This is a genomic window from Rhodococcus sp. USK13 (assembly GCF_018343855.1).
Lineage (GTDB): Bacteria > Actinomycetota > Actinomycetes > Mycobacteriales > Mycobacteriaceae > Rhodococcus_F > Rhodococcus_F oxybenzonivorans.
In genome coordinates this window covers 4,775,559-4,795,177 of record NZ_CP069242.1, presented here as the reverse complement: position 1 = coordinate 4,795,177, position 19,619 = coordinate 4,775,559, and the positions used below count along the sequence as shown (strand labels likewise).

Below are 19,619 nucleotides of genomic sequence, written 5' to 3'. Positions count from 1 at the left end.
CCGTGCTTACCATGACACGGCTGGAGGACCCTACGAACGCGCAGTGTCCTCGGCCGTCGAACAATGAAGGGACTTGGAGTGGCGGATCGCCTTATCGTGCGGGGTGCCCGTGAGCACAATCTGCGAGGGGTCGATCTCGATCTACCCCGCGACAGCCTGATCGTGTTCACCGGCTTGTCGGGCTCAGGTAAGTCGAGCCTGGCGTTCGACACGATCTTCGCCGAGGGTCAGCGACGCTATGTCGAGTCGCTGTCGGCATACGCACGCCAGTTCCTCGGTCAGATGGACAAGCCGGACGTCGACTTCATCGAGGGCTTGTCGCCCGCGGTGTCCATCGACCAGAAGTCGACCAACCGGAACCCGCGTTCCACCGTCGGCACGATCACCGAGGTCTACGACTACCTTCGACTCCTCTACGCGCGGGCAGGCACGGCTCACTGCCCGGTGTGTGGTGAGCAGATCGCCCGGCAGACGCCGCAGCAGATCGTCGACCAGGTGCTCGACATGGAAGAGGGCATCCGCTTTCAGGTACTCGCTCCGGTGGTCCGCACCCGCAAGGGTGAGTTCGTCGACCTCTTCGATCAACTGAACGTGCAGGGTTATTCGCGTGTACGGGTAGACGGCGTGGTGTATCCGCTCACCGATCCGCCGAAGCTGAAGAAGCAGGAAAAGCACGATATCGAGGTGGTCGTCGACCGTCTCACCGTCAAGGCCAGTTCCAAGCAGCGCCTCACGGATTCCGTCGAGACGGCACTGCGGCTAGCCGAAGGCATCGTGGTGCTCGACTTCGTCGATCGCGAAGAAAATGCCGCCGATCGTGAACGCCGTTTCTCGGAGAAGCTCGCATGCCCCAACGGCCATGCGCTGTCCATCGACGACCTCGAGCCGCGTTCCTTCTCGTTCAACTCCCCGTACGGTGCTTGCCCGGAATGCACCGGTCTCGGCATCCGCAAGGAAGTCGACCCCGACCTTGTCGTGCCGGACCCCGAGTTGTCTCTCGAGGACGGTGCCATCGCACCCTGGTCGATGGGGCAGAGTTCCGAGTACTTCGGACGGCTGTTGTCCGGGTTGGGAGACATCCTCGGCTTCGATATGAAGACGCCGTGGAACAAGCTTCCGGCGAAGGCGCGCCGAGCCATCCTCGAGGGGAGCGAGGAGCAGGTGCACGTCCGGTACAAGAACCGGTACGGGCGTACCCGTTCGTACTACGCCGAGTTCGAAGGGGTCATGCCCTTCCTGCACCGCCGCCTCGACCAGACCGAGTCGGATCAGATGAAGGAGCGGTACGACGGCTATATGCGCGACACACCGTGTCCCGCGTGTGCCGGCGCACGTCTGCGTCCGGAAATTCTCTCCGTCACCATTGCGAGCGAGAAGTTCGGCAAGAAGTCGATCGCTGAAGTGTGTGAGCTGTCGATCTCCGATTGTGCCGATTTCCTCAACAGCCTCACATTGGGCAGTCGCGAGGAAGCAATTGCCGGTCAGGTGCTGAAGGAAGTCCAGGCCCGTCTCGGATTCCTCCTCGACGTCGGACTCGAATACCTGTCCCTCGCGCGTGCCGCGGGCACGCTGTCCGGTGGTGAAGCGCAGCGCATCCGGCTCGCCACGCAGATCGGCTCCGGCCTGGTGGGTGTGCTGTACGTGCTGGACGAGCCGTCCATCGGCCTGCATCAGCGCGACAACCGTCGACTCATCGAGACCCTTACGCGTCTGCGGGACCTCGGCAACACTCTCATCGTGGTCGAGCACGACGAGGACACCATTCGGACCTCGGACTGGGTCGTCGACATCGGCCCGCTCGCCGGTGAACACGGAGGCAAGGTCGTCCACAGTGGCCCGTACGAGGAACTGCTCGAGTGCGAGGAGTCGCTGACCGGCGCCTACCTGTCGGGCCGCAGCCACATAGAGGTTCCGGCCATTCGGCGTCCCGTGGACCGCAAACGCCAGGTCACCGTCATCGGCGCGCGGGAACACAACCTCGGCGGTATCGATGTGAGCTTCCCGCTGGGTGTGCTCACGGCGGTCACCGGTGTCTCCGGCTCCGGCAAGTCGACACTCGTCAACGACATTCTTGCCACCGTCATGGCCAACAAACTCAACGGTGCCCGGCAGGTGCCCGGTCGTCACACCCGCATCAACGGGCTCGATCAGCTCGACAAGCTGGTGCAGGTCGACCAGTCGCCGATCGGACGCACACCGCGATCGAACGCGGCCACGTACACCGGCGTGTTCGACAAGATCCGCACTCTGTTCGCGTCCACGACCGAAGCGAAAGTGCGCGGATACCAGCCCGGCAGATTCTCGTTCAACGTCAAGGGCGGTCGGTGCGAGGCATGCTCCGGCGACGGCACCCTGAAGATCGAAATGAACTTCCTGCCCGACGTCTACGTTCCGTGCGAGGTGTGCCACGGCGCGCGGTACAACCGGGAGACCCTCGAAGTGCACTACAAGGGCAAAACCATCGCCGAAGTGCTCGACATGCCCATCGAGGAAGCCGCGGACTTCTTCCAGCCGATCACCTCGATCCATCGGTACTTGAAGACGCTGGTGGAGGTCGGCCTGGGGTATGTGCGCCTCGGTCAGCCGGCACCCACGTTGTCCGGGGGTGAGGCGCAGCGTGTGAAGCTCGCCGCGGAACTGCAGAAGCGGTCGACGGGGCGCACGGTCTACATCCTCGACGAGCCCACGACTGGACTGCACTTCGAGGACATCCGCAAGCTGCTCGGGGTCGTCAACGGGTTGGTCGACAAGGGCAACACTGTCATCGTCATCGAGCACAACCTCGACGTGATCAAGACGTCCGACTGGGTGGTCGACATGGGACCGGAAGGTGGATCCGGCGGGGGAACAGTGGTGGCGCAGGGCACCCCGGAAGAGGTGGCTCAGGTCCCCGAGAGCTACACCGGAAAGTTCCTCGACAGCGTTCTCGCGGTGACACCTGCGCAGAAGAAGAAGCCGGCCAGAGTGGGCAAGTCGGCGAAAGCTGCTTCGGCGAAATCCCCGGCCTCGCCGAAGGCCGGTTCCGCGAAAGCCACCACTGCGGTGAAGTCGGTGACGTCGCGGAAGCGCGCACCGAAGAACGCTGCAGCAGTGGGCTGAGGTCGACTATCGAGCGGCGGCCGCGTCGATCTCCTCGGCGAGGTCGGCCGGCCGCGACCACATCGGCCAGTGGCCGGTGGGAAGGTCGACGTAGTCGACCTTCGTGATCCGGCCCAGTTCGGCGGCCATCGGGTGGCCCACGCCTGCCAGCTGCCGGATGGCCTCGGACGGGAAGCTGGTGCAGATCACTGTGGTGGGCACCTCCAGGCGGCGGCTGTTGCCCAGTGCGAACGTGGCCCTGGCAGGCCCTGCAGGTTCGGGCACTGCGCGACTGCGGAATGTCCCGAGCATGGCCTCGTCCAGTCCCTCCAGGCTGTTGCCCTCGGCTTCCAGCTCCGACCAGCCGGGCAGCGGAAGCTCCGTGGCCGACGGATCGAGGTCGTTCCGCAGGGCTGCGCCGTCCTGAAGAGGACCTGAGTCGACGTAGATGACTCGCGCCAGCGCGTCCGGGATGCGATCAGTCACGGCGTAGGCCACCGGCCCTGCACCGCTGTGGGCGACGAGGACTGCCCGCTCCGACGCTGGTGTTGCTGCGACCGCGCCGGCTACCGCGGAGATGTGATCATCGAGGCCTATGCCGCTGCGATCCGTATCGACCGAGTCGAGTCCCGGCAGTGTCACGGCCGTCACATGATGGCCGCGGTCTCGTAGGTCGGCCGCGACCGACTCCCAGGCCCACGCGCCGAGCCAGAAACCGGGAACAAGGACGATGTGCGCCTGCGTGGTAGCGGAAGTTGTCATCTGCCTCGCCCCTCAGTACACCGGGCCGGTGTACTTTTCGCCGGGACCCTTGCCGGGTTCGTCGGGATGCGACGATGCCTCACGGAATGCGCGCTGTAGTGCCTGCAATCCCTCGCGGATGGGTCCGGCGTGCGGTCCGAGGTATTCGATGGAGGCAGTGACCAGGCCGGCGAGTGCGGTGATCACGCGCCGCGCCTCGTCGAGGTCGAGGTGCGGGCTGGATTCGGGGTCCGGATCCGACAGACCGAGCTTTTCGGCCGCCGAACTCATCAGCATGACCGCCGCGCGGCTGATCACCTCGACTGCGGGCACTTCGGCCAGCTCACGCACTTCGGTATTCTGGTCCCCGTTGTCATTCAGGCCACCGCCGGTAAGGGCGTCGTCGGAGTTCTGCGTCATGCGGAAGAGCTTTCCATCTCGGCGTTCACCCGCAACGCGCCGGTGTCGATTAGCCGACGAGGTGCGCAAATGTTACCCTTGACCCAACGACCGCCTTCGGATTTTGTCGGGGGCAGCAAGTGGAGTCCGACTCCCACCTCTGCGCGGCAGTGAAACTGCCGTTCAGTGGTCCGGTCACCTGCTTAGAGGCGTGCCTCGATTCAGGTTCCTCACGCGAGGAGATGGTGGAGCGGCGCAAGCCGTGAGATTGTCTGATCGGTCGACATCGGGCCCCGCATGGTGAATTCTCACCGCAGCGGGGCTTTTTTGTTGGGAATCCGGGCGTACGGGCTGCTGGCGGTCTCGAGACCAGACCGTTCAACCTAGGAGGCCCCATCAGCACTGAGACCCGCATCAACGATCGCATCCGAGTTCCCGAGGTCCGCCTCGTCGGACCCGGAGGTGAACAGGTTGGCATCGTGCGTGTTGAAGATGCACTCCGCTTGGCCCTCGAGGCCGATCTCGACCTGGTCGAGGTGGCCCCCGACGCTCGCCCGCCGGTCTGCAAGATCATGGACTACGGCAAGTTCAAGTACGAGGCAGCGCAGAAGGCGCGTGAGTCGCGGAAGAACCAGCAGCTCACGGTCATCAAGGAGCAGAAGCTCCGTCCGAAGATCGACGATCACGACTACGAGACCAAGAAGCGGAATGTCGTTCGCTTCCTCGAGGCCGGGTCCAAGGTCAAGGTCACCATCATGTTCCGTGGACGTGAGCAGTCGCGGCCGGAACTCGGCTTCCGGTTGCTGCAGCGTCTCGGTGCAGACGTTGCCGATCTCGGGTTCGTCGAGACGTCCGCCAAGCAGGACGGCCGGAACATGACGATGGTGCTCGCTCCGCACAAGGGCGCGAAGACACGCGTCAAGGCGCAGGAAAGCGCAGCAGCGCCTCCGGCTCAGCGTGCAGTTCCGGCGCCGGCCGAACAGGCGCCGTCGGAGCCGGCGGGCGGAAGTGCGCCCGGCGAAGCGCCCACCAGCTAGTCCGACTCCACCAGCACGATCCGGATGTTCAGATCCGGAAACACAGAACTGAGGACTCCATGCCCAAGTCGAAGACCCACAGCGGCACCGCGAAGCGATTCAAGGTGTCCGGCACCGGAAAGATCCTGCGCCAGAAGGCCGGTCGCCGCCACTTGCTCGAGCACAAGCCCACCAAGGTGACTCGTCGCCTCGATGGCACGGCTGTCGTCAGCAAGGCTGACACCCCGCGCATCAAGCGCCTGCTCGACATCTGAGTCGACACCCCTTTTACTGACCACCCGGGGCAGCTAGCCGCCCCAAGATTGACAGGATTTTTCAGTGGCACGCGTAAAGAGGGCGGTAAACGCCCAGAAGAAGCGTCGTTCGATTCTCGAAGCCTCCAGCGGCTACCGCGGACAGCGCTCACGTCTGTACCGCAAGGCCAAGGAACAGCAGCTCCACTCGCTGACCTACGCCTACCGTGACCGTCGTGCGCGCAAGGGCGACTTCCGCAAGCTGTGGATCACGCGTATCAACGCTGCTGCACGTGCGAACGACATCACGTACAACCGTCTGATCCAGGGTCTGCGTCTCGCGGAGATCGAGGTGGACCGCAAGAACCTGGCCGAGCTCGCCGTGTCGGACGCCGCTGCGTTCGCCGGTCTCGTGGCTCTCGCCAAGGCAGCGCTCCCGGCTGATGTGAACGCTCCGGCCGGAGAAGCAGCCTGAGTCTCGCACCCCGCAGTTCAGCAGACCGGAAACGACCCGTGGACCCGCTCACCGAGCGCACCCCGCGGGTCGTTTCTGCTGTGAAGCTCCTGCGTACGGCAGAACGGCGCAAGGCAGGGCGCTTCCTCGTGGAGGGGGAGAACGCGGTGGGGGAGGCGCTGGGTACCCGCGCCGTGCACGATCTCTTCTACACCGAGGACGCGCTGCAGCGGTACGTCGAGTTGATCGGCCGGGCCGAAACCATCGGAGTTCGGACGTCGCTGGTGACGGACCGGGCGGTGCGTGGTCTCAGCGACACGGTCACTCCACCCGGACTGGTCGCCGTCTGTGACCTCCTCGACGTTCCGCTGTCGGAGGCGGTGGGTCCGGGCACGCGGCTACTTGCGGTCCCGGTCGCGGTGGCAGAACCTGGCAATGCAGGGACCGTTATCCGGGTTGCCGATGCGGTGGGTGCAGACGCTGCCATTCTGGCGGGCGACAGCGTCGACCCGCACAACGGGAAGTGCGTTCGCGCGTCCGCGGGCAGCTTGTTCCATCTTCCGCTGGTGCGTGAGCGGAATACGGCTCTTGTTCTGGACGCGATCAGCGCGGCAGGCATTCAGTTGCTTGCCACCGCGGCGGACGGTGAAGTAGACCTCGACGACGCCGACGACCTGTTGTCGCGCCCGACGGCGTGGTTGTTCGGGAACGAGGCCCACGGCCTCGACGTGCACGTGGCGGCGAGGGCGGATCACCGGGTGCGCATCCCGATCCACGGCCGTGCCGAGAGCCTGAACCTGGCGACCGCGGCAGCAATCTGCCTGTACTCGAGTGCACGGGTCCAGAACCGCACGCGAACCGACAGCTGAAACCGAAAATTTCGATCGCATAGGATTCTCCCGAGGAGCCGTTTCGGCTCGTCGAGAGTCTGCCGAGAAGAACTGAAGGAGTGGCACCGGTCGTGGCTAAAAAAGAGGGCGCTGCGTCACCCGAGGTCGATGCGAGTGCGCTCACCGAAGAGGCCTTGACTGCGGCAGCGGAAAACGCCGAGAAGGCATTCTCCGCCGCCGCGAACCTGGACGACCTCGCCAAGGCGAAAGTCGACCACATGGGTGACAAGTCGCCCATCGCCCTCGTTCGCCGTGGACTCGGAGCCCTTCCGGGCAAGGAGAAGGCCGACGCAGGGAAGCGCGTCAACGTCGCCCGCACCCGGATCAGCGCGGCCTTCGACGATCGGCGCGCCGTGCTGCTGGCCGAACGTGATGCCGCCGTGCTCGTCGCCGAGGCCATCGACGTCACGCTGCCGTCGCAGCGTCAGCCGGTAGGGGCCCGGCACCCGATCAGCATCATCTCCGAACAGGTCGCGGATGTGTTCGTGGGTATGGGCTGGGAGGTCGCCGAAGGCCCGGAAGTCGAAACCGAGCACTTCAACTTCGATGCGCTCAACTTCCTTCCCGACCACCCCGCGCGGACGATGCAGGACACGTTCCACATCGCCCCGGAGGGGTCGCGTCAGGTACTGCGCACGCATACGTCGCCGGTCCAGGTGCGCACGATGCTCTCCCGGGAACTTCCCATCTATGTGGTGTGCCCCGGACGCACCTTCCGCACCGACGAACTCGACGCCACGCACACCCCTGTCTTCAATCAGGTTGAGGGCCTCGCCGTCGACAAGGGCCTCACGATGGCCCACTTGCGGGGCACGCTCGACGCCTTCGCCCGGGCGCTGTTCGGCTCGGACACCCGAACCCGGATGCGTCCCAACTACTTCCCCTTCACGGAACCCTCCGCGGAGGTGGACGTCTGGTTCCCGAACAAGAAGGGCGGCGCCGGTTGGGTCGAGTGGGGTGGCTGCGGAATGGTCAACCCGAACGTGTTGCGTGCCTGTGGGATCGACCCCGACGTGTACAGCGGTTTCGCGTTCGGTATGGGTCTCGAACGCACGCTGCAGTTCCGGAACGGCATCCCGGACATGCGCGACATCGTAGAGGGTGACGTGCGGTTCACGCTGCCCTTCGGCGTCCAGGGCTGAGCGCGATCGCGCCGCATCCGTCCACAGTCACGACATTTCACGAACGAGAGAGCTGAGTAGACGTGCGAGTAGCGCAATCCTGGCTGACCGAGATCCTGCAGCGTGCCACCCCGGGGTGGGGTGTCACCGCGGAGGAGTTGGACGCGGGCTTCGTCCGCGTCGGTCTCGAGGTGGAGGAGGTCGATCGCCTCGAGGCCGTCGCCGGCCCGCTCGTCGTCGGCAAGGTTGTCGAGATCACCGAGCTCACCGAGTTCAAGAAGCCCATCCGCTTCTGCAAAGTCGACGTCGGTCGGCCGGAACCGCAGGGCATCGTGTGCGGTGCCCGTAACTTCGCGGAGGGCGATCTCGTGATCGTCGCACTTCCGGGCGCGGTGCTTCCGGGCGGCTTCGCGATTGCGTCCCGCAAGACGTACGGCCAGGTTTCCGACGGAATGATCTGCTCGGTGGCCGAACTCGGCATCGGCAAGGACCACTCGGGAATTCTGGTACTCGAGCCGGGGGCCGCGGTTCCGGGTGCCGACGCGAATACTCTGCTGGGTCTGGACGACACCATCATCGAGCTGAACATCACGCCGGACCGTGGTTACTGCTTCTCGGTGCGCGGGCTGACCCGTGAACTCGCATGTGGGTTCGATCTGGAGTACCTCGACCCTGCGGTGGTGCCGGCACATCCCGCGGAGGGCGAGGCATGGCCCGTGCGCGTCGACCCCGACACGCAGGCCACCCGGTTCGCCGCACGGCGGGTCACGGGTATCGATCCGGCGGCGGCCAGCCCGTGGTGGCTGCAGCGGCGACTGTTGCTGTCGGGGGTCCGGCCTATTTCGCCGGCCGTCGACGTCACCAACTACGTGTTGCTCGAGTTGGGTCAGCCACTGCACGCGTTCGATGCCGCAAAGATCAGCGGCGACCTCGTGGTGCGCCGAGCGGTGGACGGCGAGAAATTGACCACCCTGGACGAGGTCGAGCGGGTCCTCGACCCCGAGGACGTCGTCATCGCCGACGACTCCGGCGTCATCTCGCTCGCCGGTGTGATGGGTGGAGCGACCACCGAGGTCAACTCCGCGAGCACCGACATCCTCCTCGAAGCGGCCACCTGGAATCCGCTTGCGGTGTTCAAGACGGCACGTCGGCACAAGTTGTCCAGCGAGGCGAGCAAGCGATTCGAGCGCGTGGTGGACCCTCGGATCCCTGTGGCCGCGCTGGACCGCGCGGCATCGTTGCTGGTGGAGATCGCCGGCGGACGTATCGAGCCGGTCCTCACCGATGTGGGTGGGGTCACCGGCACAGCTCCGATACGGATGGACATCGACCTGCCGGACCGCGTGGCCGGAGTGACCTACCCGAACGGTACGGCGGCACGCCGGCTGACGCAGATCGGTTGCGACGTCGAAGTCGGCGTCAGCGACGGTGGGCACGGGCAGCTGGTGGCCACCCCGCCGTCGTGGCGGCCCGACCTCGTCCAGCCCGCCGACCTCGTCGAGGAGGTACTGCGTCTCGAGGGGCTCGAGCAGATCCCGTCGGTGCTTCCCGCAGCGCCTGCCGGCCGCGGACTAACGCCCGCCCAGTGCCGCAAGCGCGCCGTCGGCCGGGCGCTCGCCTTCTCCGGATACGTCGAGGTGCTGCCGCCGGTATTCCTTCCCGCTGCCGTCTTCGACTCGTGGGGACTGGACCGGGAAGATCCGCGCCGAAACACCGTCAGGGTGCTCAACCCGCTCGAATCGGACCGCCCGGAGTTGGCGACGACCCTGTTGCCCGGGCTCCTCGAGGTTCTTGCTCGCAACGTCTCCCGCGGCCAGCGCGACCTGTCGCTGTTCGGCGTCGCGCAGGTCGTGTTGCCCGGTCCCGACACGAAGCCGGTCGGTGTCCTCCCGGTCGATCGCCGGCCGACGGACGACGAGATCGCCGAGTTGCTGCAGTCGCTGCCGGCGCAGCCGGTGCACGTCGGCGCCGTGCTCACCGGGATGCGCGAACCGAGCGGACCCTGGGGTCCGGGTCGCCCCGCCGAAGCGAGTGATGCATTCGCTGCCGCTCGCGCAGTCGCGTCCGCGGCAGGAGTCGAGCTCGAGTTCCGCGCGACGCAGTATCTACCGTGGCACCCGGGACGCGGCGCGGAGTTGTTGCTCGACGGTGTCGTCGTCGGGCATGCCGGTGAGCTTCATCCCGCGGTCCTCGAGCGGGCAGGGTTGCCGCCGCGCACGTGCGCTGTCGAAATCGACCTCGACGCCCTTCCCCTCGTGGAGAATCTCCCCGCCCCCAAGGTGTCGCCGTTCCCGGCTGTGCTGCAGGACGTCGCGGTCGTCGTCGATGCCACCGTGCCCGCGGCCACCGTGCAAGAGGCTCTGCGTTCGGGTGGCGGTGAACTTCTCGAGGACATCCGTCTCTTCGACGTCTTCGAGGGGGACCAGGTCGGGCCCGGACGGAAGTCGCTCGCCTTCGCGCTCCGGTTCCGCGGAGCGGACCGCACGCTGACCGAGGACGAGGCGAGTGCGGCCCGCGACGCTGCGGTCGCGGCTGCCGCAGCTTCGGTGGGTGCCGAATTGCGCAGCTGACCCGTAGCCTGGGAACCACAGCGGGGGCGTGAGGAGCGGGACAGATGGCCGAAGTGCGCGACGTCGTAGCAGCGGCGAGTGAGCTGACCGACGCCGAGTTCCTCGCGGTGGTGCGGGCAGTCGCCGCCGGTCGCCCCGGCCTCGGGGCACTCCTCGCCGCCGTCGACGTCGGAAGCGCGGTCCCGACGGAAGACCCCGTCACCGCGGAGATCGTCCCGGACACCACTCCGCGGTTGCCCGAGCCCGACTACACCGCGGGGGGCGTCCCGACGTTCGATCGTGTGCGGGATCGGATCGAGGAGCGGGTCGGTACGGCGATCGGGTCGGCGGAATTAGCGCACGAAAGCCCGTCCGGCCGATCAGTGGACGAACAGTGGGAAGCGCGGAAGAAAGCCGGCAAGGCCAAACTGGATGAGATCAGGCGGTCACTCGGCAAGCAGTGACCGATCACGGCTCGGGGTCACCGAGACGTGAATTAGCTTGCATGATGATGCATAATCAATCGTATGACTGAGCACGCGGGAAAACCGATCAGGATTGCCGTCGCCGGCGCGAGCGGATACGCCGGAGGCGAGGTGTTGCGTCTGCTGCTGGGGCACCCGTCCTACGCCGACGGGTCACTCCTCATCGGCGCGCTCACCGCCGGTGGTAGCGCCGGATCGAGTCTCGGCTCACATCACCCGCATCTCCTCCCGCTCGCCGACCGCATTCTCGAGGACACCACGGTCGAGACTCTCAGCGGTCACGATGTCGTCTTCCTCGGTTTGCCCCACGGCAATTCGGCGCAATACGCGAAAGCCCTGCCCGAATCCACCGTGATCATCGACTGCGGCGCCGACTTCCGGCTCTCCGACGCCGACGACTGGGAGCGGTACTACAAGAGCCCACATGCCGGGAGCTGGCCCTACGGACTTCCCGAGCTACCCGGTGCGCGCGAAAAGCTCACGGGCGCGACACGGATCGCCGTGCCGGGCTGCTTCCCGACGGTGTCGAGCCTGGCGCTGGCCCCCGCCGTCGCGGCCGGTGTCGTGGAACCACGTGTCACGATCGTCGCGGTCACCGGGGCGTCCGGTGCGGGCCGCGCACCCAAGGCGGATCTACTCGGCTCCGAGGTGATGGGCTCGGTGCGCGCCTATGGAGTCGGCGGCGTACACCGGCACACTCCGGAGATCATTCAGAACCTGTCCGCACTCGCAGGTGAACGAGTCACCGTGTCGTTCACCCCCGTGCTGGCGCCGATGCCCCGCGGCATCCTCGCCACCTGCACCGCGGTGACCACCGCATCCGAGGACGAGATTCGGGCGATCTACGAAAAGGCCTACGCCGACGAACCTTTCGTGCACGTGCTTCCGGCGGGAATGCTGCCGCAGACGGGCGCGGTCACCGGGTCCAACGCCGTTCAGATCGCTGTCGCAGTCGATGCGGACGCCGGTCAGCTCGTCGTCGTCGCCGTGATCGACAATTTGACCAAGGGCACCGCCGGAGGGGCCGTGCAATCGATGAATCTCGCGCTCGGGTTACCCGAGACCGCCGGGCTTTCGACAGTGGGAGTCGCACCGTGAGCAACGACAGAATCGACACCGCCTACACCCGCGACATCGCGGGCGGCAAACTCGTCCGCACCCAAGGGGTGTCCGGTCCGGCCGGGTTCCGGGCGTCGGGGATCAAGGCGGGCATCAAGGCCAACGGAAATGCCGATCTGGCGCTCGTGCTCAACGAAGGTCCCGAGCTCGCAGCTGCGGGGGTGTTCACCACCAACAAGGTCAAGGCTGCCCCGGTGCTGTGGTCACAGCAAGTCCTGACGACGGGCCGGCTGCGCGCAGTGGTACTCAACTCCGGTGGGGCCAACGCCTGTACGGGTGCCGGCGGATTCCAGGACACGCACAGGACGGCCGAGGAAGTCGCATCCGCGCTCAGCAACTGGGGAACCGAGACCGGCGCGGTCGAGGTCGCGGTGTGCTCGACGGGTCTGATCGGCGACCGGCTGCCCATGGACAAGCTTCTTCCCGGCGTCACCGAGGCGGTGCACGAACTGGCCGGCGGCATCTCGGGTGGCACGGACGCGGCCTACGCCATCATGACCACGGACACCGTTCCGAAACAGTCGGCCTTGCACCACGCTGACAAGTGGAATGTCGGCGGGATGGCGAAGGGCGCCGGCATGCTCGCCCCCGCGCTGGCGACCATGCTCTGCGTCATCACCACCGATGCGGTGGCCACCGCCGCCCAGCTCGATGCGGCTCTGCGTGCGGCCACCCGCGTGACTTTCGACCGCCTCGATGTCGACGGTGCGACGTCGACCAACGACACTGTGCTGCTCTTGGCGTCGGGTGCGAGCAACGTCGCCCCCAGCCAGGCGGAACTCGATGCCGCGGTCACCGCGGTGTGTGACGACCTCGCCGACCAGATGATGGCCGACGCGGAGGGAGTCACCAAGCGGGTGCGCGTCACCGTCCGTGGAGCCGCGAGCGAGAACGACGCCCTGATCGGTGCCCGAACCGTCGCCCGCGACAGCCTCGTCAAGACGGCAATCTTCGGCTCCGACCCCAACTGGGGGCGTGTGCTCGCCGCCATCGGTATCGCACCGATCGAGTTGGACCCGGACAAGATCGCGGTTTCGTTCAACGGGTCCCCGGTCTGTATCGACGGGGTCGGTGCGCCCGGCGCCCGTGACGTGGATCTGAGCGGTGTCGACATCGCACTCGACATCGACTTGGGTGTCGGCGCGCATGCCGTGACCATCCGGACCACGGACCTCTCACACGCCTACGTCGAAGAGAACTCGGCGTACTCGTCATGACTCCGGGCAGCGAAACACTGGTCGGAATCACCGATCACCAGAAAGCACACGTGCTCGCCGAGGCCCTGCCGTGGCTGCAGCAATTCCGTGGCAAGGTCGTGGTCGTGAAGTACGGCGGCAACGCCATGATCGACGACGCACTGAAGACGGCGTTCGCGGCCGATATGGCGTTTCTCCGCACGGTGGGAATCCACCCGGTCGTCGTGCACGGCGGCGGACCCCAGATCAATGCCATGCTTGCCAAGCTCGGAATGACCGGCGAATTCAAGGGTGGATTCCGGGTCACCACGCCCGAGGTGATGGACGTGGTGCGGATGGTGTTGTTCGGCCAGGTCGGCCGCGAACTCGTGGGGCTGATCAATGCGCACGGGCCCTACGCGGTCGGTATTTCCGGCGAGGACGCCCACCTGTTCACTGCGACCAAGCGCACCGTGATGGTCGACGGGAATCCCACCGACATCGGCCTCGTCGGCGACGTCACGACGGTCAGTCCGGATGCGGTGCTCGACCTGATCCATGCCGGCCGGATACCCGTGGTCTCCACCATCGCGCCCGACTCGGACGGCGTGGTGCACAACATCAACGCCGACACGGCGGCAGCGGCGCTCGCCGAGGCGATCGGTGCCGAGAAGCTGGTCGTCCTCACCGATGTCGAGGGGCTGTACACCAACTGGCCGGATCGGGATTCGCTGGCCACGCAGATCGACGCTGCGGCGCTGGCGCAGCTCCTGCCGAGTCTCGACGCCGGAATGGTGCCGAAGATGGAGGCCTGCCTCCGGGCTGTCCGCGGCGGCGTGCCCACCGCGCACGTGATCGACGGGCGCATCCCACATTCGGTGCTGCTCGAACTCTTCACCGGTGAGGGCATCGGAACCATGGTGACCCCGACACCGTCGTCATCTACCGAGGGAGTTGTGTCATGACCGGAACTCCGGAACTTCAGCAGCGGTGGTCGGGTGCGCTGATGAACACGTACGGCGTCCCGCGGGTCGCGCTTACGGGCGGCCGCGGCGCCGTGCTGACGGACGCGGAAGGTAAGCAGTACGTGGACCTTCTCGCCGGCATCGCTGTCAACATCCTCGGTCACGCGCATCCGGCGATCATCGAGGCGGTCACCCATCAGCTGTCGACGCTGGGACATGTGTCCAACCTCTATGCCAGCGAACCCGCGATCGCCCTGGCGGAGGAATTGCTCTCTCACCTGGGCGCACCCGGCCGGGTCTTCCTGTGCAATTCGGGGACCGAGGCCAACGAGGCGGCTTTCAAGCTCGCCCGCGCGACAGGTCGTTCCAAGATCATCGCCGCGGAAAACTCCTTCCACGGCCGCACGATGGGCGCGCTGGCGCTCACCGGGCAGGCAGCCAAACGTGCCCCGTTCGAACCGATGCCGCCCGGCGTCGAGCACGTGCCGTACGGCGATCTCGATGCGCTGGACCGCGCCGTCGACGGGGATACCGCGGCGGTCTTCCTCGAACCCATGATGGGTGAGGGCGGCGTCGTCGTTCCTCCGGAGGGGTATCTGGTCGGTGCGAGGAAGATCACCGCGGACCGCGGTGCGCTGTTGGTGCTCGACGAGGTGCAGACCGGGATCGGCCGGACCGGTTGGTTCTATGCCCATCAGTCCGTCGGCATCATTCCCGACGTCATGACGCTGGCAAAGGGACTCGGTGGGGGAATGCCGATCGGCGCCTGCGTTGCCACGGGCGCGACCGCAGATCTGTTCGGGCCCGGTAAACACGGCACCACCTTCGGCGGGAACCCGGTGTGCGCGTCCGCGGCGCTCGCCGTGCTCCGCACGATCGCCGAGGAAGACCTCGTCTCCCGCGCCGACGCACTCGGGAAGTCGCTGTCTGCGGGTATCGAGGGGCTCGGACACCCCTTGGTCGACCACGTCCGCGGCGCCGGGTTGCTGCTCGGCATCGTCCTCACCCGGGACGTCGCACCCGCAGTGGAGAACGCGGCGCGCGAGGCCGGTTACCTGCTCAATGCTGCACAGCCCGGTGTCATCCGGTTGGCTCCACCGCTGGTGCTGACCGACGATCAGGCCGAAGGCTTCGTTGCGGCACTGCCCGCAATCCTCGACAACGCGCAATCGGCCGCTCAGCCGGGAAAGCAGTGACGATCGTGGTGAAACACTTCCTGCGGGACGACGACCTGACCCCTGCCGAGCAGGCCGAGGTTCTCGACCTCGCAGCCCGGCTCAAGAAGAATCCCTTCGCGGAGCGCCCGCTCGAAGGCCCGCGCGGTGTCGGCGTCATCTTCGAAAAGAACTCCACCCGTACCCGGTTTTCGTTCGAGATGGGCATCGCCCAACTGGGTGGCCACGCCGTGGTGGTCGACGGACGCAGCACCCAGCTCGGCCGCGAGGAGACACTCCAGGACACCGGCCGGGTGCTGTCGAGGTACGTCGACGCAGTCGTCTGGCGGACGTTCGGGCAGAAGCGCCTCGAGTCGATGGCCTCCGGGGCGAGCGTTCCGCTCGTCAACGCCTTGTCCGACGAGTTCCATCCCTGTCAGGTCTTGGCCGACCTCCAGACACTGGCCGAGCGGAAGGGATCGTTGAAGGGCCTGAAACTGACCTACCTCGGGGACGGCGCCAACAACATGGCCCACTCCCTCATGCTCGGCGGTGTCACCGCGGGCGTCGACGTCACGATCGCCAGCCCGGACGGATTCGCGCCGCTGCCGTGGGTAGTCGAGGTGGCGCGGGCACGCGCGGCCGAGACCGGTGCCACGATCACGCTGACGGGCGATGCGCACTCGGCGGTCGCGGGCGCGGACGCACTCGTGACCGACACGTGGACGTCGATGGGACAGGAGAACGACGGGCTCGACAGAGTCGGACCGTTCCGCCCTTTCCAGGTCGACGAGGCACTGCTCGCGCGAGCCGATTCCGAAGCCGTGGTTCTGCACTGCCTTCCCGCCCACCGCGGTGAGGAGATCACCGACGCGGTGCTCGACGGACCGCAGAGCGTGGTGTGGGACGAGGCCGAGAACCGGCTCCACGCGCAGAAGGCGCTTCTGGTGTGGCTTCTCGCACAACGATCCGGGGATCGTCCGTGAGTCCGGTTCCGCCACATCGAGTGGGTGCCACCAACGCGGCGACCGCGCCGACGCGGGCAGGGCGTCAGGCCCGGATCGTGGCGATCCTCTCGACCAACCCGGTCCGCAGCCAGACCGAGCTCGCGTCCCTGCTGGCCGCCGAAGGGATCGACGCCACCCAGGCCACGCTCTCCCGTGACCTCGAAGAACTCGGGGCCGTCAAGCTGCGCGCGGCCGATGGTGGTGCCGGCGTGTACGTGGTACCCGAGGACGGGAACCCGGTGCGCGGAGTCTCGGGCGGAACGGACAGATTGGCGCGATTGCTGGGGGAGTTGCTGGTGTCCACGGACTCGAGTGGCAACCTGGCGGTGCTGCGAACGCCTCCCGGGGCGGCGCACTATCTGGCGAGTGCACTCGATCGGGCATCATTACCTGACGTCGTGGGAACCGTAGCCGGCGACGACACCCTTCTCGTGGTGGCCCGTGAGCCGCTGACCGGGGCGGAACTCGCGGCGAAGATCGAATCCCTCGCCTGACAACTGAATCATCTCTACAGATCTTCAACCTAAGGAGCACAAGGACCATGGCCGATCGCGTCGTACTCGCCTACTCGGGCGGGCTGGACACCTCAGTCGCCATCAGCTGGATCGGCAAGGAGACGGGCAAGGAAGTTGTTGCTGTCGCCATCGATCTCGGCCAGGGCGGCGAGGACATGGAGGTCGTGCGCCAGCGTGCTCTCGACTGCGGCGCGGTCGAGTCGGTCGTGGTGGATGCACGGGACGAATTCGCCGACGAGTACTGCCTCCCGACCATCCAGGCCAACGCCCTGTACATGGATCGTTACCCGTTGGTGTCGGCGATCAGCCGCCCGTTGATTGTCAAGCACCTCGTCGACGCGGCCCGCGCCTACGGCGGCACCACCGTCGCGCACGGCTGCACCGGCAAGGGCAACGACCAGGTCCGCTTCGAGGTCGGGTTCGGTTCGCTGGCCCCGGACCTCGACGTGATCGCTCCCGTTCGCGACTATGCCTGGACCCGTGAGAAGGCCATCGCGTTCGCCGAGGAGAACGAGATCCCGATCAATGTCTCGAAGAAGTCCCCGTTCTCGATCGATCAGAACGTGTGGGGCCGCGCGGTCGAGACCGGCTTCCTCGAGGATCTGTGGAATGCACCGACCAAGGACGTCTACGACTACACCCAGGACCCGACCGTCAACTGGCAGGCCCCGGACGAACTGATCATCAGCTTCGAGGAAGGCCGCCCCGTCGCGATCGACGGAAAGCCGGTGTCGGTCCTCGAAGCGATCCAGGAACTGAACCGTCGTGCCGGCGCTCAGGGGGTCGGTCGCCTCGACGTCGTGGAAGACCGGCTGGTGGGCATAAAGAGCCGCGAAATCTACGAGGCTCCGGGCGCCATGGTGCTGATCAATGCGCACCAGGAACTCGAGCACGTCACGCAGGAACGTGAACTCGGCCGCTACAAGCGGCAGACGGAGCAGCGCTGGAGCGAGCTGGTGTACGACGGCCTGTGGTTCTCGCCGCTGAAGGTGGCACTGGACACTTTCATCGCGAAGACCCAGGAGCGCGTCTCGGGTGACATCCGCCTGGTTCTGCACGGCGGCGCGATCATCGTCAACGGCCGCCGGAGCAACCAGTCGCTCTACGACTTCAACCTGGCCACCTACGACGAGGGCGACACCTTCGACCAGTCGTTCGCCAAGGGGTTCGTGCAGATCCACGGTCTGTCCTCGAAGGTCGCCGCGAAGCGCGATCTGGGCCTGTAGGCATGACGGCGCACGGCACCAACGAAGGTGCGTTGTGGGGCGGTCGGTTCGAGTCCGGACCCGCCGCCGCCATGGCGGCCCTGAGCAAGTCGACCCACTTCGATTGGGTTCTCGCACCCTATGACGTGCGGGCGTCGCAGGCGCACGCCCGGGTCCTGCACAAGGCGGGACTGCTCAGTGCGGAGGACCTCGCGACCATGCTGGGTGGGCTGGACAGCCTGGCAGCCGATGTGGCGAGCGGAACATTCGGTCCGAGTGAATTCGACGAGGACGTGCACGGCGCCCTCGAACGGGGCCTGATCGATCGGGTCGGCCCGGAAGTCGGGGGACGCCTGCGGGCGGGTCGCTCACGAAACGATCAAGTGGCGACGCTGTTTCGCATGTGGTTGCGGGATGCGGTCCGCCGGGTCTCGGCCGGGGTGTTGGACGTCGTGGATGCGCTCGCGACGCAGGCGGCCGCGCATCCGTCCGCGGTGATGCCCGGCAAGACGCACCTGCAGGCCGCGCAGCCGGTTCTGCTGGCACATCATCTGCTGGCACACACCCACCCCTTGCTGCGAGACGTGCAGCGCCTGCGGGACTTCGACGTGCGAGCCGCGGTGTCCCCGTACGGTTCGGGTGCGCTCGCCGGGTCCTCACTCGGGCTCGACCCAGAGGCCATCGCCGCGGAACTCGCGTTCGACTCTTCGGCCGAGAACTCGATCGACGCGACGTCGTCGCGGGACTTTGCGGCCGAGGCCGCGTTCGTGCTCGCGATGATCGGAGTGGATTTGTCGCGGATGGCGGAGGAGGTCATCCTCTGGAGCACCCCGGAATTCGGCTACATCACGCTGGCCGATGCCTGGTCGACGGGTTCGTCGATCATGCCGCAGAAGAAGAATCCGGACGTGTCCGAGCTGACTCGTGGGAAGTCGGGCAGGCTGATCGGCAACCTGACGGGTCTGCTGGCCACGTTGAAGGCGCAGCCGCTCGCTTACAACAGGGACCTGCAGGAAGACAAGGAACCGGTTTTCGATTCGGTGGCACAACTCGAAATGCTGCTGCCTGCGATCACCGGGCTGATTTCGACTCTCGAGTTCCACACCGACCGGATGGCGGAATTGGCGCCCGCCGGTTTCACACTGGCCACGGATATCGCCGAGTGGCTGGTTCGCCAGGGCGTACCGTTCCGCGTCGCCCATGAGGCGGCGGGTGCCTGCGTGCGTGTCGCCGAGGCACGAGGCGTCGGCCTCGAGGATCTCACCGACGAGGAACTGGCAGCAGTCGATCCTTCCCTGACGCCGGACGTTCGGGAGGTGCTCACGGTCGAGGGCTCGATCGCGTCGCGCAACGCCCGCGGTGGCACGGCCGGTATCCGGGTAGCCGAGCAGTTGGGTGGTGTTCGCCGACTCTCCGAGTCCATGCGGGAATGGTGCCGGTGATGCCTCCGTCGTCGACCCTCCAATAGGGCAGTGTGACGCGTCAGGCGCAG

Annotated in this window: 18 protein-coding genes; 16 read left to right on the top strand and 2 right to left on the bottom strand. The window is 66.5% G+C overall.

The genetic code is table 11. The features are described from left to right. Positions 1-78 precede the first annotated feature (78 nt). On the top strand, positions 79-3,099 hold the full coding sequence (uvrA, locus tag JQT59_RS24475; RefSeq protein ID WP_213572337.1) for an excinuclease ABC subunit UvrA: 3,021 nt from the start codon (positions 79-81) through the stop codon (positions 3,097-3,099). 6 nt (positions 3,100-3,105) lie between these two features. On the opposite strand, the gene JQT59_RS24470 is transcribed toward uvrA, so the two are convergent. Further along, positions 3,106-3,840, bottom strand: coding sequence for an alpha/beta fold hydrolase (locus JQT59_RS24470; protein WP_213572336.1), 735 nt, complete (start codon positions 3,838-3,840; stop codon positions 3,106-3,108). 12 nt (positions 3,841-3,852) lie between these two features. Next, positions 3,853-4,239: a DUF1844 domain-containing protein gene (locus JQT59_RS24465; protein WP_230990166.1), complete on the bottom strand. Its 387-nt coding sequence runs from the start codon at positions 4,237-4,239 to the stop codon at positions 3,853-3,855. Between the two features lie 374 nt (positions 4,240-4,613). Here JQT59_RS24465 and infC point away from each other — a divergent pair, with 374 nt between their 5' ends. The 15 genes from infC (at position 4,614) to argH (ending at position 19,569) form a co-directional block, all read left to right on the top strand. Beyond that, positions 4,614-5,255, top strand: coding sequence for a translation initiation factor IF-3 (infC, locus tag JQT59_RS24460; RefSeq protein WP_159927154.1), 642 nt, complete (start codon positions 4,614-4,616; stop codon positions 5,253-5,255). Between the two features lie 59 nt (positions 5,256-5,314). Beyond that, positions 5,315-5,509, top strand: coding sequence for a 50S ribosomal protein L35 (rpmI, locus tag JQT59_RS24455; RefSeq protein WP_109329424.1), 195 nt, complete (start codon positions 5,315-5,317; stop codon positions 5,507-5,509). 64 nt (positions 5,510-5,573) lie between these two features. Further along, entirely contained in the window at positions 5,574-5,963 is a 390-nt protein-coding gene (rplT, locus tag JQT59_RS24450) for a 50S ribosomal protein L20 (RefSeq protein ID WP_005247385.1), read from the top strand. A gap of 38 nt (positions 5,964-6,001) precedes the next feature. Then, positions 6,002-6,811, top strand: coding sequence for a TrmH family RNA methyltransferase (locus JQT59_RS24445; protein ID WP_213572335.1), 810 nt, complete (start codon positions 6,002-6,004; stop codon positions 6,809-6,811). Between the two features lie 92 nt (positions 6,812-6,903). Next, positions 6,904-7,974 (top strand): phenylalanine--tRNA ligase subunit alpha, encoded by a 1,071-nt coding sequence (pheS, locus tag JQT59_RS24440; RefSeq protein WP_213572334.1) that lies wholly within the window; start codon positions 6,904-6,906, stop codon positions 7,972-7,974. Positions 7,975-8,036: 62 nt separating this feature from the next. Then, the gene (gene pheT, locus JQT59_RS24435; RefSeq protein WP_213572333.1) at positions 8,037-10,523 is read left to right on the top strand and encodes a phenylalanine--tRNA ligase subunit beta; all 2,487 of its coding nucleotides are present in this window, start codon (positions 8,037-8,039) and stop codon (positions 10,521-10,523) included. 44 nt (positions 10,524-10,567) lie between these two features. After that, positions 10,568-10,966 (top strand): hypothetical protein, encoded by a 399-nt coding sequence (locus tag JQT59_RS24430; protein ID WP_213572332.1) that lies wholly within the window; start codon positions 10,568-10,570, stop codon positions 10,964-10,966. A 63-nt stretch (positions 10,967-11,029) separates the two neighbouring features. After that, a complete protein-coding gene (gene argC, locus JQT59_RS24425; RefSeq protein WP_159921889.1) occupies positions 11,030-12,085 on the top strand; it encodes an N-acetyl-gamma-glutamyl-phosphate reductase in 1,056 nt (351 codons plus the stop codon). After that, the gene (gene argJ, locus JQT59_RS24420) at positions 12,082-13,323 is read left to right on the top strand and encodes a bifunctional glutamate N-acetyltransferase/amino-acid acetyltransferase ArgJ (protein ID WP_201453568.1); all 1,242 of its coding nucleotides are present in this window, start codon (positions 12,082-12,084) and stop codon (positions 13,321-13,323) included. Before argC ends, argJ begins: the two co-directional genes overlap by 4 nt. Next, positions 13,320-14,246, top strand: a complete 927-nt coding sequence (argB, locus tag JQT59_RS24415; RefSeq protein ID WP_109329429.1) for an acetylglutamate kinase — start codon at positions 13,320-13,322, stop codon at positions 14,244-14,246. Before argJ ends, argB begins: the two co-directional genes overlap by 4 nt. Continuing rightward, positions 14,243-15,442 (top strand): acetylornithine transaminase, encoded by a 1,200-nt coding sequence (locus tag JQT59_RS24410; RefSeq protein WP_213572331.1) that lies wholly within the window; start codon positions 14,243-14,245, stop codon positions 15,440-15,442. Before argB ends, JQT59_RS24410 begins: the two co-directional genes overlap by 4 nt. Beyond that, entirely contained in the window at positions 15,439-16,386 is a 948-nt protein-coding gene (gene argF / locus JQT59_RS24405) for an ornithine carbamoyltransferase (protein ID WP_213572330.1), read from the top strand. Before JQT59_RS24410 ends, argF begins: the two co-directional genes overlap by 4 nt. Beyond that, a complete protein-coding gene (locus tag JQT59_RS24400; RefSeq protein ID WP_230990167.1) occupies positions 16,383-16,901 on the top strand; it encodes an arginine repressor in 519 nt (172 codons plus the stop codon). The genes argF and JQT59_RS24400 overlap by 4 nt, the downstream gene beginning before the upstream one ends. 47 nt (positions 16,902-16,948) lie before the next feature. Then, positions 16,949-18,148: an argininosuccinate synthase gene (locus JQT59_RS24395; RefSeq protein WP_109329432.1), complete on the top strand. Its 1,200-nt coding sequence runs from the start codon at positions 16,949-16,951 to the stop codon at positions 18,146-18,148. A gap of 2 nt (positions 18,149-18,150) precedes the next feature. Continuing rightward, a complete protein-coding gene (gene argH, locus JQT59_RS24390) occupies positions 18,151-19,569 on the top strand; it encodes an argininosuccinate lyase (RefSeq protein ID WP_213572329.1) in 1,419 nt (472 codons plus the stop codon). Positions 19,570-19,619 lie beyond the last annotated feature (50 nt).